Raw genomic sequence first — 15742 nt, 5'->3', positions numbered from 1 at the left:
ATTTAGCATATGCGTGATGAAGTTTGGATGCAACATGCAATCATGTTAGCTAAAAGAGCTGAAGTAATTGGGGAAATTCCTGTCGGCGCAGTTATTATAGATGAAAATAATAACATTATTGGCGAAGGTTTCAATCAATCCATTTTAACACATAACCCGACTGCTCATGCCGAAATGATTGCATTGGCCAACGCAGGGGAGTATATAAAAAACTATCGTTTAATTAATGCTACTCTTTATGTCACATTAGAACCTTGTATCATGTGTGCTGGCGCCATTATTCACAGTCGTGTTAAACGTGTTGTTTATGGTGCAAGTGATTATAAAACTGGCGCTGCGGGTTCATTAATTGATGTTCTTGCCTATAAGGGGATAAATCACTATGCCGAGGTCACTGGAGGAGTTCTAGCAAATGAATGTGGTCATATTTTAAGTGAATTTTTCAAGAAACGACGTTTACAAAAAAAGGCACTTAAGAAATGTTGCCAAGAAGTTTGAGGTTAACCATACGTTTCAGTAAAAAAACAAGCAGTCTCTTATTTATTCAATAAAAAATTGCCTACTTATTCTTTTTAGGAAGGAAAATTGCTAAAATCTAGTTCGATTTTTTTAAACGTTATTTTGAGCAGAATTAATGAAAAAACACACATTAAAAATGATGATATCAGAGGATGATATCAAAAAACGCGTAGTTGAATTAAGTCAACAAATCAGTCAAGATTATAAAGATAGTCAAAACGAATTTGTTTTAGTTGGACTTTTACGAGGTTCATTCATATTTATGGCGGATTTGAGCCGAGCAATCACTGTTGGTCATGAAGTCGATTTTATGACGGCATCAAGTTATGGCAACGCAGTAATGAGTAATCGTGATGTCAAAATTTTAAAAGATTTGGATGAAGATATCCGTGATAAAGATGTATTGATTGTTGAAGATATTATTGATACAGGCAATACACTAAGTAAAGTGATGGCAATTTTAAAATTACGTCATCCCCGTAGCATTGAAATTTGTACATTACTTGACAAACCGTCCCGTCGAGAAGTAAATGTACCCGTAAAATATATCGGTTTTTCTATTCCAGATGAATTCGTAGTTGGCTATGGTATTGACTATGCTCAGCATTATCGCCACTTACCTTATATTGGTCATATAACATTACTTGAGACCTGATTAACGTTTTGTTTTAAAGATTTAACCATTATGGCACGTAAGGACGAATAAATGATCGAGTTAATAGATATTACAAATACAGTAAATTTGCAATTTGATATCGTCGGTTGTGAGTTCCCTGACAGCAAAGATAATTGGTATTTACTTAAAGTTTTCGTTCAACAAGATAGTAATCGGTTTGAAAAAACCGATTCAGTTATAGAAATCGCTGATTTACACAAACTATACAATTGGTTCAATGATTTATCAAAAAATCGGTTACCCAGTGAAGCTCAGTTATGTTTTACTTAGCCCTACTTTTCACTTGCATTTATCTCTTACAAAAATCAAGTTGTAACAATTTCAATTACACTCAATTATGAATTTGAACCGGATTTTTGTTTTGAATTCTCCGATGAATTACAAAATAGTTGGACAATGGTTTTTGAATTATCAAAATATAACTTAGTAACGATACTTGAAAATCTTAAACAATGGATTGTAAAGTTACCTCATCGAAAATGATATTCGAGGAGAATTAACTCTAATTTACAAAGCTTTTCATAGACGATAAAAGTGCAAATATGTTAAATTTATAGGTCATAACAAACCCATAATAGCTCCCTAAACAATTTCTAAAATAAACCATCGAGGTGTTTGTGTCACGATTTTCCCATTTATTATGTTTCGTTTTAATGATGACTACAGCATATTGTTATGCTGATATGCAGTTATCAATTAAAGGATTATCTGGGGAACTTGCTGATAATGTGGATGCTCGTGTTTCATTAATCGAACCAAATAAAATTAATAATTCACCCAATTTCAAACGTTATTTTGAAAGCGAAGTACAAAAAGCGCTTCGAGCTTTGGGATATTACTCACCTAGTTTTGAATATTTTGAACAAGATCCTAAAGTATTAACAGTCAAAATTTCACCTGGCGTACCCATATTAATTGGACAACTCAATATAAATATTACTGGTGAAGGTGAGCAAGATAAAGATTTTAATGAGTTGCTAACACATGATTTGCCTAAAAAAGGGGATATTTTAAATCATGGTAGCTACGAATCTTTTAAAAAAGCATTACTTAATTTATCTTTAGAAAAAGGATATTTTGATGCTAATATGTCTAAGCATCAGCTAGCAGTATCTAATTATGAACACCAAGCTTTTTGGAATATTGATTTTAATACAGGTCAACGTTACAAATTTGGTAAAGTTCATTTTCCAAATGTGAAAATTCGTAAAGACTATTTGGCTAATCTCGTGCCATTTAAAGAAGGTGAAAAATATACGGCTGAACAACTATCAATATTAAACAAACGCCTTAATTCAACCAATTGGTTTAATTCTGTTCTAGTTACGCCAGACTTTCCTCATTTAGGAGCGGATAAAACACTTCCCGTCGAAGTGACAACTTTGCCACGTAAAAGAAATAGTATGGATTTAGGATTAGGATACTCAACGGATAATGGCGTACATAGCAAAATTGGTTGGAGTAAGCCTTGGATTAATAGTCGAGGGCAAAGTTTCCAAAGCAATTTGTCTTTATCATCACCTGAAAAAACGATAACCATGAGTTATAAAATACCTTTAAAACAATCCCCATTAGAGCAATATTACACTATCCAAGGTGGTTATAAAAAAATTGACAATAATGATACCAATTCGCGTTCTTATACTTTTGGTGCATTACGCAATTGGGATCGCTTTGAAGGATGGCAAACAGCTTTGGGATTAAATATGTTACGGGATGATTTTACCCAAGGGGATTCAAGTTATAAAACCTTCTTATACTATCCTTCACTTAGCCTTTCCCGTATTCGTAGTGATGGGAATTTATTAGCTATGTGGGGCGACTCCCAACGTTATTCCGTTGAAGCTGCAGCAGAATCATTAGGATCAGATATCAATTTAGTTCGTTTTCAAGCTCAACAGACTTGGATCCGTTCATTAAAAGAATCTCATCGCTTTATTGTTAGGGGGAATTTTGGGATAATTCAAGCCAGTAATTTTGATAGGGTACCGCCCTCTTTCCGATTTTTTGCTGGTGGTGATCGAAGTATTCGTGGTTACCGTTACCAATCAATTTCGCCAGAGGATAAAAAAGGTAAACTTAAAGGTGCTTCTAAACTCATCACAGGTTCGGCAGAATATCAATACAATTTATCAGGTCCATGGTGGGGTGCCGTATTTGTTGATAGTGGTGAAGCCATAGATAAAGTTGATAAAGCTAAATTTTATACGGGTAGTGGATTTGGTATCAGATGGTCATCGCCTGTCGGTCCGATAAAATTAGATCTGGCAACCCCATTAAACAAAAAAGATAAAGGCTCTATTCACCTATATATTGGTTTAGGAAGCGAATTATAAAATGTCTGAAAATGCTAATAATGAAGCAGTTGCTGAAAACTCAAAATCAATAGGAAAATGGAAAAAACGCAGTATTATCATACTGTCTATTTTCATTTTTTTAATTACATTTATCATTGTGATGATTTACACCAGTTTAGGTGTAAAACTGACCATGTTTGCATTAAATAACTATCTGCCAGAGCTGAAAATTCAACAAGTTGAGGGATCGTTTCATAATTTACAGATAAAAGGACTGTCATTAGATTTAACTGGGGTCCATGTAAGCGTTGAAGACGCATCTCTTGAATTATCAGGCTCATGTTTAATACAGACTAAAATCTGCCTAAAAAACTTTGATGCAAAAGGAATAAATGTTCAGATTGATACCAAACAATTTGAAACTTCAGAAAACGTTATTGCAGACACAACGGTCGAAGAACAACGTTTTGTTATTAAAACACCATTACCGATTGATTTAAAATCTACTCAGCTTAGCAATGTTAAAGTAAACGTTGATGATATGCAATTTGGCATGTCAAGTTTTACGGGTAAAGCAATATGGGTTAATGAAAAAATTTACGTTTATCCTGCAATTGCTATGAATTTGAGTGCAATTTTTTCCGATAACACGTCACCTCAAGAACACAAAATAGAAAATAATTTACCCATCAATGAACAGATTAATCAATTATTTAATGAACCATTGATTCGTTCCTTACCTCAAGTCAGCATTCCCTTAGATATCAATGTTAGTAGACTCAGTGGAGATGATTGGTTATTACATATAGGAGGGCAAGATTTTCATTTCAATCAAGTTACCATTCAAACTGACCTAGTTAACAATCATATCATGGTAAAACAAGTTGACACCAATATACAGTCGCCTTATATAAATGGACATGCATCTGTTACTGGTAAAATCATACTCGGTGATGATTGGCCACTGGTTGCCTCTGTTAAAGTGGACACGAAAGAAAACCACCTGGATGGACAATTTTCTGGAAAATTATTAGGTGAATTAACCGCTCATACCTCACTTAACGGATTAAATCAACTTAATATCGATAGTCATATTAATTTTGTCGAAAAATATTTACCTGTTATGACCAAATTAAATGGTAACCATATTCAATGGCCTTTGGAAGGAGCGGCTCAGTATCAACTTAATGATTTTAATCTTACTGTTGATGGCAATGTACAACAATATAATTTATCAGCAAAAGGGTCAGTAACGGGTGAAAATCTACCTACAACAACATTTGATATTGCCGGTAATGGTACCAATCAAGGGGCAATCTTCAACCGTGCAATCATTAAGTTACCACAAGGAGGGATTGCAGCATCGGGAAATGTGGATTGGCAAAATTCCCTAAAATGGAATACCAAGGTGAAGCTCAATCAAGTTGATCTCACTAAAGAGCTACCTCAATATCCTATAAAATTAAATGGTCAACTCAATACAACGGGTAAATTAGCCGATGACACTTGGCAATTCAATGTTACTGACCTAGATCTCAAAGGTAAAATCAAACAAGCCGATTTTTTGGCTAATGGTAATTTACAAGTTGATTCAAAACATAATGTAGCCGCTAATAATCTGGTGGTAATCTGGGATAAAAATCAGATTAATGTAAATGGTTCAACGGAAAAAGCTAGTTTGAACGCAACAATGAATCTCGCATCTCTATCGTTACTGGTTGATGAAATGCAAGGCTCAATTTTTGGTAACATCAAAATGGGAGGAACTCAACCCAATCCCGTCATCGAAACAAATTTGACTATAGATGCTTTAAACATGCCGAATATCTCAATAGCGAAAGCAACTTTATCAGGTAAAATTCATTATCAAGATCAATTAAGCTTACAATTAAGACTTATTGGAAACAATATTGGCGTTTCCAACCAAATATTTAAAAAAGCAAACATTGATCTGGTAGGTAATGAAAATCAGCATACTTTAAGCATCGATCTTGATGGTAATCCTGCATCATTAAAAACGTTATTAACGGGGAAAATAGACAAAGGCCATACTAAGTGGAGCGGCAATGTCTCTAATGCCTTGTTAAATTTAGGCAATAATAACTCTTGGTCACTCACTCAACCTTTAACATTAACTTATGATTTAACCCAGCAAATACCCACTATTGGTGCCCATTGTTGGCGCAATAGTTCATCAAGCATCTGCTTAGATAAGCCATTATCCCCTTCACCTAACACTCAGACAACAATAACGTTGAAAGACATTGATTTGGCTAGATTACCTATTCCTAATGAAGGAGAAACAAAACTTTCAGGTAGTATCAATGGAAAAGCAGAGATTAAATTTGGAAATAGCAGCAAAATACCTACTATTAAAGCCAATATTTACAGTAATAAAATTTTTGTTCAGCAAATGATAACAAATCAAGCATTACCCATTCCATTTGATTTATTCAATATCAATGCAGAATTTAATGAACAACAGGCTAAATTGGATTGGCGTTTTAGTTTGAAGCAATTAGGAAAAATTAATGGTGATATGATCATTACTGATCCAAACAATCAGAAAAAATTGAGTGGTCAATTAATAATTGATAATCTGGCTTTAGCAATCCTTAATCCATTATTAGATAAAAATGAATATACCAAAGGTGCAATCAATGGGGCGATTAAATTTTCCGGTTCATTAATGGATCCTTATCTAACAGGTAATATCAATCTTCGACAAAGTGAAATAAAATCCAATCAATTACCTATTGACATTAAATCAGCAACATTAGATATAAAATTGAATGGTAAGTCTTCAAGCTTACAAGGAGTTATGACGACTCATTCCGGTAATGTTAATATTAACGGTAATGCAAGTTGGCAAAATTTAGATAAATGGCAAGCTAATTTAACGGTCAATGGCGCAGCAATGCAGGTAACAGTTCCACCAATGATTGTTATGAGCATTGTTCCTGATATCAAAATTAACGCCACTCAAGATGAGCTCACTCTTTTAGGGAAAGTAAACATACCTAAAGGCAAGATTACCGTTGACTCACTTCCTGCATCAAGCGTCGATGTTTCACCTGATGAAGTGATGCTAGACAAAAATGGTAATCAAATAGAACCACAAAAGTTTGGTATGAAAATCAATAGTCATCTTGAAATTAACATTGGGGATGATGTTTCTGTTGATGCATTTGGTTTGAAAGCTAAACTAAAAGGACATTTAGTTGCCACTCAAACTAATAAAGGTCTAGACTTACATGGTGAAGTATTAATTCCAAACGGAAGATTTCATGCTTATGGTCAAGATTTAATTATTCGTAAAGGAGTCATTACTTTTTCAGGACCAAGCGATCGCGCTCTACTTGATGTTGAAGCAATTCGTAATCCTGATTCAATGGAAAAAAGTAATATTACTGCGGGAATTCGAGTGACTGGCTCATCGGAAGATCCAAAAATTGATATCTTCTCAGACCCGGCAATGTCGCAACAAGAAGCCCTATCTTACCTAATTCGTGGACAAGGTCTTGATAACTCAGATCAGAGTGAAAACGACATGATGACCGCATTATTAGTTGGAATTGGTACATCCAAAACAGGGCAATACATAGGTGATATTGGTAATATGTTTGGGATTAAAAATCTTACATTAGATACTCAAGGCGCTGGTGATAGTTCTAAAGTGGTCGTGAGTGGCTATATTTTACCCCATCTACAACTTAAATATGGAGTTGGTATATTCGATTCTTTAGCGACGTTTACTTTACGTTATAGGCTTATGCCAAGTCTTTATTTAGAAGCGACCTCAGGTTTGGCTCAAGCATTAGACGTAATTTATCAATTTGAGTTTTAGATACATTTATCAAAGTTAAGATAAACAACAAAATTATTGATATAGATAAAATTAAGTAGGTTTTTATCAATAGCAAAATAGCACAGTAACGCGTATTTAAACATTCATAAATTGTTAAATCCTATCTTAAGATGGGGTTTAACTTTATAACTTTTAAAAATGTCTGTCCCATTTTTCTATAAATGTGAGCATTTATCTTGACTACAAAATACGATTCACACTTCATTAACGTTCACTTTGGTTTCCTATCTAAAAAAATCAGATTATAAACGAGTCATATTAAAGAGTTAAATCAAGTAAATAAAGAAACATGATTATACGGGTTTCTTACCAATTAACATTTCACGCTTTATACCGAATCCTTTACGTTTAAATACATTAAATCCAGCATTCAGTAAGTTACGTCGTACAAATCCTGCTGCGGTAAACGTTGCAAATGTACCATTTGGTGCAGTTAGTGTAAAACATTCATTAAATAAAGATTCTGACCACATATCAGGATTTTTAGCTGGCGAAAAACCATCAAAAAACCAAGCATGAATCAATACATTTTGTTTTCTTAAAAAATCGGGGAAATTACTTATATCATCACAAAAAATGGTTAATGTAATATTCTCGAACTGGCAAAGGCTTTCACCTTTATTTAAACTGGTTTCCAGCAGTGATGCTAACGTTTGCAAACCTTTATCATTCATTAACACCTTATGATGTATCTGCAAAAGTTCTTCAGATGATAATGGAAATTTTTCAACACTAAAAAATTTAAGCTTTTTAAGAATATGATCGGGATGTTGCTTTCTAAAATGAAAAAATGTTTGCCATAAAATCAGAAAACTGAGACCTGAACCAAAACCTGTTTCGCCCACTATGAATATTTCTTGATCATGCTTTGAAAAACGTTGATATAAATCATTACCTTCAATAAACACGTAACGCGTTTCATCAATTGCCCCTTCCGTATTAAAATACACGTCATCAAAATGGGTTGAGATCGGGGTTTGATTTTCGTCCCAAACAATCGTAGGTTTAAACATAAACATCCTATAGGCGTTGTTAATTTTACAAACTGTATATTAGCGTTGATTACGTATATAATACGCTAAGTCAACTTATGAGGTAAATTATGGTTTTTCTTTTTCGCTTAATTTTTGTAATTATAACAGGAATGATAATTTGTGTTTTAGGGGTAATTTTTTGTTTATTTAATCCAAGAAATCCTAAAAATGTAGCAAAATTTGCCCATTTATTCAGTTCATTATTTCAACCTATATTTGGTATCACTGTCATTACACGGTCCAATTCTAACATTAGTAAAATGGGAAGTTGTGTTTATATTGCTAACCATCAAAATAATTATGATATGGTTGTTGCTGGCGGGATAGTACAACCGAAAACCGTTACCGTTGGCAAAAAAAGTTTAGCTTGGATTCCATTTTTTGGGCAACTCTATTACCTAACAGGTAACATACTCATTGATCGCAATAAAAGATCAAAAGCACACGATACCATTGAACAAGTCGTTAGAGAAATTCAAAATCGTGGTATTTCTATCTGGATGTTCCCTGAAGGTACGCGTAGTCGTGGTCGAGGACTGTTACCATTTAAAACTGGTGCTTTTAAAGCAGCAATTGCAGCGGGTGTACCTATTGTGCCAATTTGTGTATCAGAGACGAATAATATTAAGTTAAATCGTTTCAATAATGGGTATAGGATTGTCGAAATGCTCGATCCAATTGAAACTAAACATCTCCATAAAAAAGATGCTAAAGCATTAATGGAAGAGTGCTATGCCCAAATGTCTAACAAAATAGTGCATATTAATGCTGAAGTACAACAACTGAATAATCAAAAGTAATTTATGAGTAAACAAGATCGTAACTTTGATGATATAAGTAACAAATTTGCACAAAATATCTATGGCACAACCAAAGGCCGAATTCGTGAAGCAGTAGTTTGGCAAGAACTTGAAAACATCTTAGCTCACTGGCCTTCACATAAACCATTAACTATCCTGGATGCTGGTGGTGGACAAGGTCAAATCGCATGTAGACTAGCTAAACTGGGTCACCATGTTACAATCTGTGACATTTCGAAACAAATGCTTGAGCTAGCAAAACAAAAAGCTGACGCAGAAAATATTAAAATCAATTGCCTTTGTTGTTCAATACAGCAACTTCATACTTTACTTGATGAACAGTTTGATATTGTTATTTGTCACGCAGTTTTAGAATGGGTTGCCGAACCAATTGAATTAATCCAATCATTAAAAAAACATTTAAAGGTAAACGGTTATTTATCATTAATGTTTTATAACTATCATGGACTGCTATTTAAAACAATTACATTGGGCAATTTTGGTTATACGCAAGCTGGTCTTGCGAAACGTAAAAGAAAGACTCTTTCCCCTGATTTTCCAAGAGATCCTAAAGATGTCTATCATTGGATTACCCAGTTGAATTTTACTATTTTACAGAAAACAGGAATCCGTCTTTTCCATGACTATCTAGCTAATAAATCCAAGGCCGAAACACACTTTGAACAACTATTAGAACTGGAAAAACAATATTGTCGATCTGAACCTTATCTTAATTTAGCAAGATATATTTTAGTCACAGCAAAAAAGAATCCATAGATAATTTGATTCAATCTATCAAAAAGGTTATTTCCTATTTAATGCGTCATATCTTGATTATTTTATCAACTATTTAGACGATGAGTGCTTAAGCAATTATGAGATTTAAATAGGCGTTTTCAATGCATGATGGCGGTGAAAATAAATCATCACTCGAAAAATTTGTCGTAAATCGGTATGATAAGAAGATTCAATTTATTGGTTAAGGAATTAGATATGATCGTTGTAACTGGTGGTGCTGGTTTTATTGGTAGTAATATCGTTAAAGGGTTAAATGACCGCGGACATAAAAATATATTAGTGGTAGATGATTTAACCGACGGCACGAAGTTTACAAATTTAGCTGATTTAGATATCGCTGACTATATGGATAAAGACGAATTTATCTCATTAGTTGTAGCGGGTGAAAATATGGATATAGATGTTATTTTTCATCAAGGTGCTTGCTCATCCACCACGGAATGGGATGGCAAATTTATGATGGAAAATAACTATCAATATTCGAAAGACTTATTACATTTCTGTTTAGATTTTAATATTCCATTTTTATATGCCTCTTCTGCAGCTACTTATGGTGGTCGCAGTGATAACTTCATTGAAGATCGTGCTTATGAAAAACCATTGAATGTTTATGGCTATTCTAAATTTCAGTTTGACCAATATGTTAGACAAATCTTACCTAAAGCTAACTCACAAGTTTGTGGATTTCGTTATTTTAATGTATATGGACCACGTGAATCACATAAAGGTAGCATGGCGAGTGTTGCATTTCATTTAAATGAACAGATTAACAAAGGTGAAAAACCGAAATTATTTGAAGGAAGTGATAACTTCAAACGCGATTTTATTTATGTAAACGACGTCGTTGATGTCAATTTATGGTTTTGGGAAAATGAATTTTCAGGTATTTTTAACTGTGGAACCGGTCGAGCAGAATCATTCCAAACCGTTGCTGACGCTGTAGTGAATTATCATAAAAAAGGGGAAATAAATTATATTCCGTTTCCTGATAACCTCAAAGGACGGTACCAAAGCTTTACTCAGGCTGATCTAACTAAACTTAGAGAGACTGGATGTCCAATTCAATTTAAAACAGTGACGGAAGGTACGACTGAATATATGAAATGGCTGAATCAACAATAGTAAGGTATTGATAAGATGAAAACTCTCATTATTGGTCCTTCGTGGGTTGGTGATATGATGATGTCACAAAGCCTATACCGTACTTTAAAGCAGCTTGATCCGAATAACAAAATTGATGTTATGGCACCCACTTGGAGTCAAGCTTTATTAAATAAAATGCCAGAAGTCAACCAAGTGCTTGAGATGCCAATAGGTCATGGTGAGTTTGCTTTCGCTGAACGTCGTCAAATAGGTAAATCACTCCGTTCTAGCCATTATGATCAAGCTATTGTTTTGCCAAATTCATTTAAGTCTGCACTCATTCCATTTTATGCCAATATTCCCAAACGTACGGGCTGGAAAGGTGAACTACGTTATGGATTATTAAATGATATTCGCAATCTTAACAAATCAGCATTTCCATTGATGGTTGAGCGCTATGTTGCTCTTGCTTATCCAAAAAATCAAATACATTCAGCAAAAGATCTACCACAGCCACTATTGTGGCCAAAACTGAATATAGAACAATCTGAAGTTGATGAGGCATTAGTAACTTTTGCACTTCCACAAGATGAACCATTAATTGGCTTTTGCCCTGGTGCAGAATTTGGACCGGCTAAACGTTGGCCAGATTATCATTATGCTACTCTTGCTGATATGTTGATTAAACAAAATGCGAGAATTATAATTTTGGGTTCAGCCAAAGATCGAGAAGTTGGTGATCAGATTATTGCAAAAATGGTGTATGGTGATAAATGTATCAACTTAGCGGGTAAAACCCAGCTAGAACAGGCCGTCAGTTTAATTGCTGCATGTAAAGCGATTGTGACCAATGATACTGGATTAATGCATGTCGCGGCTGCATTGGATAAACCCTTAGTAGCATTATATGGTCCAAGTAGTCCAGAGTTTACTCCTCCATTATCAAATAAAGCTGAGGTTATTCGTTTAATCACAGGTTATCATCGTATACGTAAAGGCGATGCTGAACAAGGCTATCATCAAAGTTTGATTGATATTAAACCCAGTAATGTATTTGAGACTTTGATGAATCTTATTATGCGTACCAAAAAGAGTAAAGGATGATGCGAGTCTTAGTCGTTAAAACCTCATCAATGGGTGATGTTCTGCATACCCTACCCGCATTAACAGATGCGGCAAATAACCTATCGAATATTACTTTCGATTGGGTGGTTGAAGAAAATTTTTCTCAAATACCCAGTTGGCACTATGCCGTGAACAATGTGATACCCGTTGCTATTAGACGTTGGCGAAAAAGTTGGTTTGCCAAAAAAACTCGTCAGGAACGCCAGGCATTTATCCAAACCCTTAGACAACAAAAATACGATTGTATTATTGATGCACAAGGGCTCATTAAAAGCGCTTTTCTTATTACTCATAAAGCACGCGGCACAAAGCATGGTTTGGATCGTCAAAGTATTAAAGAGCCTATTGCCAGTTGGTTTTATGATGTGGAGCATTATATTCCCAAACAAATGCATGCTATTGAACGAGTTAGAATGTTATTTGCACAAAGCTTACAATACCAACTGCCTGATTCAATGGGCGATTATGCGATTGCCCGCCATTTTTTGTCGTCTTTACCGAACGATAATCAGCAATATCTTGTTTTTTTACATGCCACAACACGAGATGAAAAACATTGGACAGAAGAAGAATGGAGAAAGTTAATTAAACTGACCGAATCTACAGGACTAAAGATAAAATTACCTTGGGGAGCTACGCACGAACAGCAAAGAGCTGTTCGTCTTGCACAAGGTTTTAAACATGTCGATGTGTTACCAAAACTATCACTGTCTGATGTTGCAGCGATTATTGCTGGAGCAAAAGCAGTTGTTTCAGTTGATACAGGATTAAGCCATTTAACTGCCGCATTAGATCGCCCAAATATTACTCTATTTGGTAAAACTGATCCAAAATTAATCGGTGGCTATGGCAAAAATCAATTTAGCATAATTTCACCGGAAAAGAACATGCACACCATTCAAGCCGAGCAAGTATACCAACAGTTGACTCAGCTTTTATAACAAGACATAAAGATTACAAAAAATAACAGGAAGCATTTTAATGAATAAATATTGTGAACTCATTCGTGAAAAATATGCCCAAATTGGTAGTAATGAACTAGGTTACATTGATGATGCCTTAGGGGCAGTAATGTTAGTTTTAAATGAAGTAGTGGATTGCGAGAATGTTCCTCAAGACCTTAAAAATAAAGCTGCCTATGCAGCAGCTAATTTATTGATTAGTGATTATGAGGTTAGATAACAGTTGGTAAAGTAATAATAAAACGAGTAGATATATCATCAGACTTAACGGAAATCGATCCCTTATGTGTCTGAATAATGGATTTAACAATTGCCAATCCTATTCCAGCACCTGAATTATCATTACCATTACGATGACGTGATTCATCTACTCGATAAAAACGATCAAAAAGATGAGGCAAATGCCGGCTATCAATTTTTTTACCTGGATTAGCAATGATGATTTTTACTCTTTTTTCAGAAGGTTGACTTAAAGTAATGTTAATCACCTCATTTTGAGGAGTATAACGAATTGCATTGGACAAGATATTACTTATCGCTCGACCTAACATAAGTTTATCGCCTTGAATATGTGAACAGCTGCCCTCTAAATTAAATGTAATATTTTTCTCATCAGTAAGCGGTTCAAAATAGTCACACATCATAGTAAGCATACTAACCAAATCAATATCAATAAGATTTGGCACTAGCTGTTGATTATCGGCTTGAGCTAAAAAAAGCATATCTGAGATCATTTGTGACATTTTTTCATACTCTTCCAAATTGGAGTACAAAATTTCTCGATACTCTTCGGTTGATCTAGCATTATTCAACACAATTTGTGTTTGAGTGGTGAGATTAGTAATCGGTGTTCGCATTTCATGAGCGATATCAGCCGTAAAATTACGTTGACGCTGAAACACATCCTCCATACGAGTAAGCATTTTATTGAATGCTCTTACTAAGCTAATATATTTAGTTGGTACTGAGGAAGTTGGTATTCGATAATTCAAACTTTTAAGATTGATTTTTTCTATCTTCCTAATGAGTCGGTTAATCGGTTTCTGGGTAAAATAAATTGAGATAAACGATCCAATTAATGCTAAAACACAAGAAATGGCAATAAGTAAACCTAAACCACTTCTTAATCGGCTAATAAATTCAAGTTGTAAATCGCGACCAACAGCCACAATAGTGGTGTATTGCTTTTTATTATCAAGTATAACTCTTGACGCCGCAACTCGATATGAGGATTTACTCATATTCGATACAGTTGTTGAGTGATCTGTAATAATCTTTTCCAAGCTAGCAGGTTTCAAAGCAACTGCTAGATTAGGACCACGGGTACGATAAAGAACTTTACCTGAATCATCAATGATATAAACAAACAAGTGATGATGCCCGGTTAATATCAACAATAAGTTTTGGAAAAGCTCATCATGATTATCTTTAGGTGAATAATAAATGAGTTCACGTTCTATTGAGGAGATAACTGAATTCAACTCTGATACATTTTGCTGAATAGAAAATTTTTCAAAAGAACTTTCAATAAGATAACTAAAACAATAAAGAAGCCCACAAGTAAGTAAGCAAACAATTAGTGGTAAACGAAAAGAAATAATTTTAGTCCGCTTCATCCAATACATCCAATTTATACCCCATTCCACGTACAGTATGAATTAATTTAGGTTCAAATCCAGCATCAATTTTATTGCGTAATCGTCTAATTGCTACATCAATGACATTGGTATCACTATCAAAATTCATATCCCAAACTTGTGATGCAATCAGTGATCTTGGTAATACTTCACCTGGATAACGTAAAAAATACTCTAATAACAGAAATTCTTTATTGGTTAAATCAATTCTTTTATCTGCTCGCGTTACGGTTCTTTTAGGTAAATCCATTACCAAATCCGCAATGCTTAATTGATAATTGTTGACTTGTGGAACATTGCGCCTAAGTAAAGATTTTACTCTTGCCAGTAATTCAGCAAAAGAAAACGGTTTAACTAAATAATCATCCCCACCTAAGTTTAACCCTTTGACTTTATCTTCAACACTCCCCATTGCTGTGAGAAAAATAATTTGTGTGTCTTTTCCTGCTTCACGTAATGATTGGACGATTTTCCAGCCAACTATATCTGGCAACATGACATCGAGAATAATTAAATCATAATCTTCTGTCATGGCTCTATGATAGCCATCTAGACCGTTATCAGTTAAGTCAACAATAAAACCTGATTCAATTAACCCCTGACGAAGATACTCACCTGTTTTATGTTCATCTTCAACAACTAACAATTTCATTTTGAGTATTTCCTTTGTTAATTTATTTGATTATCGAAAATGTATACTGCTGTAGTAGGATATCTGAAAAAGCCAAATGGCATCATGACATTTTAATGACTATATTGTAATTTTATGGTCATTAATTCGTTTGTTTAGTTTTGTTATAGTATTCAAACAATGATTCATGAGGCTAGACATTATTGTTTCATTGTTTTATTTCCTTTCATCCATTCCTTGCAATTTAATGCAGCCCTAGTTTATCTAGGGTTTTTTTTTATCAAAAGCGAGATTATCAACTTCTATTAACCA

At 34.3% G+C, this 15742-nt stretch carries 14 protein-coding genes; 11 read left to right on the top strand and 3 right to left on the bottom strand.

Annotated elements, in window-relative coordinates; translation table 11 throughout:
• Positions 1 to 27 precede the first annotated feature (27 nt).
• The 5 genes from tadA to tamB all read left to right on the top strand — a co-directional run bounded on the left by tadA (position 28) and on the right by tamB (position 7339).
• Entirely contained in the window at positions 28 to 498 is a 471-nt protein-coding gene (gene tadA, locus J4T76_RS09905; RefSeq protein ID WP_443135223.1) for a tRNA adenosine(34) deaminase TadA, read from the top strand.
• Between the two features lie 136 nt (positions 499 to 634).
• Positions 635 to 1174: a hypoxanthine phosphoribosyltransferase gene (hpt, locus tag J4T76_RS09900; protein ID WP_267341313.1), complete on the top strand. Its 540-nt coding sequence runs from the start codon at positions 635 to 637 to the stop codon at positions 1172 to 1174.
• Positions 1175 to 1225: 51 nt separating this feature from the next.
• Positions 1226 to 1465: a WapI family immunity protein gene (locus J4T76_RS09895; protein ID WP_267355885.1), complete on the top strand. Its 240-nt coding sequence runs from the start codon at positions 1226 to 1228 to the stop codon at positions 1463 to 1465.
• 383 nt (positions 1466 to 1848) lie between these two features.
• Entirely contained in the window at positions 1849 to 3531 is a 1683-nt protein-coding gene (tamA, locus tag J4T76_RS09890; RefSeq protein WP_267345917.1) for an autotransporter assembly complex protein TamA, read from the top strand.
• Between the two features lies 1 nt (position 3532).
• Complete coding sequence (gene tamB, locus J4T76_RS09885; RefSeq protein WP_267355887.1) at positions 3533 to 7339, top strand: autotransporter assembly complex protein TamB; 3807 nt, start codon at positions 3533 to 3535, stop codon at positions 7337 to 7339.
• Positions 7340 to 7653: 314 nt separating this feature from the next.
• On the opposite strand, the gene mnmD is transcribed toward tamB, so the two are convergent.
• Complete coding sequence (gene mnmD / locus J4T76_RS09880; protein ID WP_267355889.1) at positions 7654 to 8373, bottom strand: tRNA (5-methylaminomethyl-2-thiouridine)(34)-methyltransferase MnmD; 720 nt, start codon at positions 8371 to 8373, stop codon at positions 7654 to 7656.
• Positions 8374 to 8462: 89 nt separating this feature from the next.
• Here mnmD and J4T76_RS09875 point away from each other — a divergent pair, with 89 nt between their 5' ends.
• The 6 genes from J4T76_RS09875 (at position 8463) to J4T76_RS09850 (ending at position 13382) form a co-directional block, all read left to right on the top strand.
• Positions 8463 to 9194, top strand: coding sequence for a 1-acylglycerol-3-phosphate O-acyltransferase (locus J4T76_RS09875; RefSeq protein WP_267355891.1), 732 nt, complete (start codon positions 8463 to 8465; stop codon positions 9192 to 9194).
• A 3-nt stretch (positions 9195 to 9197) separates the two neighbouring features.
• Complete coding sequence (locus tag J4T76_RS09870) at positions 9198 to 9971, top strand: methyltransferase domain-containing protein (protein WP_267345911.1); 774 nt, start codon at positions 9198 to 9200, stop codon at positions 9969 to 9971.
• A gap of 216 nt (positions 9972 to 10187) precedes the next feature.
• On the top strand, positions 10188 to 11114 hold the full coding sequence (gene rfaD / locus J4T76_RS09865) for an ADP-glyceromanno-heptose 6-epimerase (RefSeq protein ID WP_267341320.1): 927 nt from the start codon (positions 10188 to 10190) through the stop codon (positions 11112 to 11114).
• Between the two features lie 15 nt (positions 11115 to 11129).
• Positions 11130 to 12179: an ADP-heptose--LPS heptosyltransferase RfaF gene (rfaF, locus tag J4T76_RS09860; RefSeq protein WP_267341321.1), complete on the top strand. Its 1050-nt coding sequence runs from the start codon at positions 11130 to 11132 to the stop codon at positions 12177 to 12179.
• Positions 12179 to 13141 (top strand): lipopolysaccharide heptosyltransferase RfaC, encoded by a 963-nt coding sequence (gene rfaC, locus J4T76_RS09855; RefSeq protein ID WP_416380591.1) that lies wholly within the window; start codon positions 12179 to 12181, stop codon positions 13139 to 13141. Before rfaF ends, rfaC begins: the two co-directional genes overlap by 1 nt.
• Positions 13142 to 13181: 40 nt before the next feature.
• Positions 13182 to 13382, top strand: a complete 201-nt coding sequence (locus J4T76_RS09850) for a YaeP family protein (RefSeq protein ID WP_267341324.1) — start codon at positions 13182 to 13184, stop codon at positions 13380 to 13382.
• Here the strand turns inward: J4T76_RS09850 and J4T76_RS09845 are convergent.
• Both J4T76_RS09845 and J4T76_RS09840 read right to left on the bottom strand, forming a co-directional pair.
• Positions 13375 to 14778: a heavy metal sensor histidine kinase gene (locus J4T76_RS09845; RefSeq protein ID WP_267341326.1), complete on the bottom strand. Its 1404-nt coding sequence runs from the start codon at positions 14776 to 14778 to the stop codon at positions 13375 to 13377. The two genes, J4T76_RS09850 and J4T76_RS09845, sit on opposite strands and share 8 nt — an antisense overlap.
• Positions 14765 to 15451 carry a heavy metal response regulator transcription factor gene (locus J4T76_RS09840; protein ID WP_267341327.1) on the bottom strand — a complete coding sequence of 229 codons (687 nt, stop codon included), beginning with the start codon at positions 15449 to 15451 and terminating at the stop codon, positions 14765 to 14767. Before J4T76_RS09840 ends, J4T76_RS09845 begins: the two co-directional genes overlap by 14 nt.
• Positions 15452 to 15742 lie beyond the last annotated feature (291 nt).

The organism is Gilliamella sp. B3022 (assembly GCF_028751545.1).
Taxonomy (GTDB): Bacteria; Pseudomonadota; Gammaproteobacteria; order Enterobacterales; family Orbaceae; genus Gilliamella.
The sequence above is the reverse complement of the archived record's forward strand: the minus strand, read 5'-3'. Positions and strand labels throughout refer to the sequence as shown.

Bases quoted from the DNA above. Each gene is read 5' to 3' on its own strand.
- J4T76_RS09850 (WP_267341324.1), top strand. From the start codon at position 13,182: ATGAATAAATATTGTGAACTCATTCGTGAAAAATATGCCCAAATTGGT.
- J4T76_RS09895 (WP_267355885.1), top strand. From the start codon at position 1,226: ATGATCGAGTTAATAGATATTACAAATACAGTAAATTTGCAATTTGAT.
- rfaF (WP_267341321.1), top strand. From the start codon at position 11,130: ATGAAAACTCTCATTATTGGTCCTTCGTGGGTTGGTGATATGATGATG.
- rfaC (WP_416380591.1), top strand. From the start codon at position 12,179: ATGCGAGTCTTAGTCGTTAAAACCTCATCAATGGGTGATGTTCTGCAT.
- tadA (WP_443135223.1), top strand. From the start codon at position 28: ATGCAACATGCAATCATGTTAGCTAAAAGAGCTGAAGTAATTGGGGAA.
- J4T76_RS09845 (WP_267341326.1), bottom strand. From the start codon at position 14,778: ATGAAGCGGACTAAAATTATTTCTTTTCGTTTACCACTAATTGTTTGC.
- hpt (WP_267341313.1), top strand. From the start codon at position 635: ATGAAAAAACACACATTAAAAATGATGATATCAGAGGATGATATCAAA.
- J4T76_RS09875 (WP_267355891.1), top strand. From the start codon at position 8,463: ATGGTTTTTCTTTTTCGCTTAATTTTTGTAATTATAACAGGAATGATA.
- tamA (WP_267345917.1), top strand. From the start codon at position 1,849: ATGATGACTACAGCATATTGTTATGCTGATATGCAGTTATCAATTAAA.
- mnmD (WP_267355889.1), bottom strand. From the start codon at position 8,373: ATGTTTAAACCTACGATTGTTTGGGACGAAAATCAAACCCCGATCTCA.
- tamB (WP_267355887.1), top strand. From the start codon at position 3,533: ATGTCTGAAAATGCTAATAATGAAGCAGTTGCTGAAAACTCAAAATCA.
- rfaD (WP_267341320.1), top strand. From the start codon at position 10,188: ATGATCGTTGTAACTGGTGGTGCTGGTTTTATTGGTAGTAATATCGTT.
- J4T76_RS09870 (WP_267345911.1), top strand. From the start codon at position 9,198: ATGAGTAAACAAGATCGTAACTTTGATGATATAAGTAACAAATTTGCA.
- J4T76_RS09840 (WP_267341327.1), bottom strand. From the start codon at position 15,451: ATGAAATTGTTAGTTGTTGAAGATGAACATAAAACAGGTGAGTATCTT.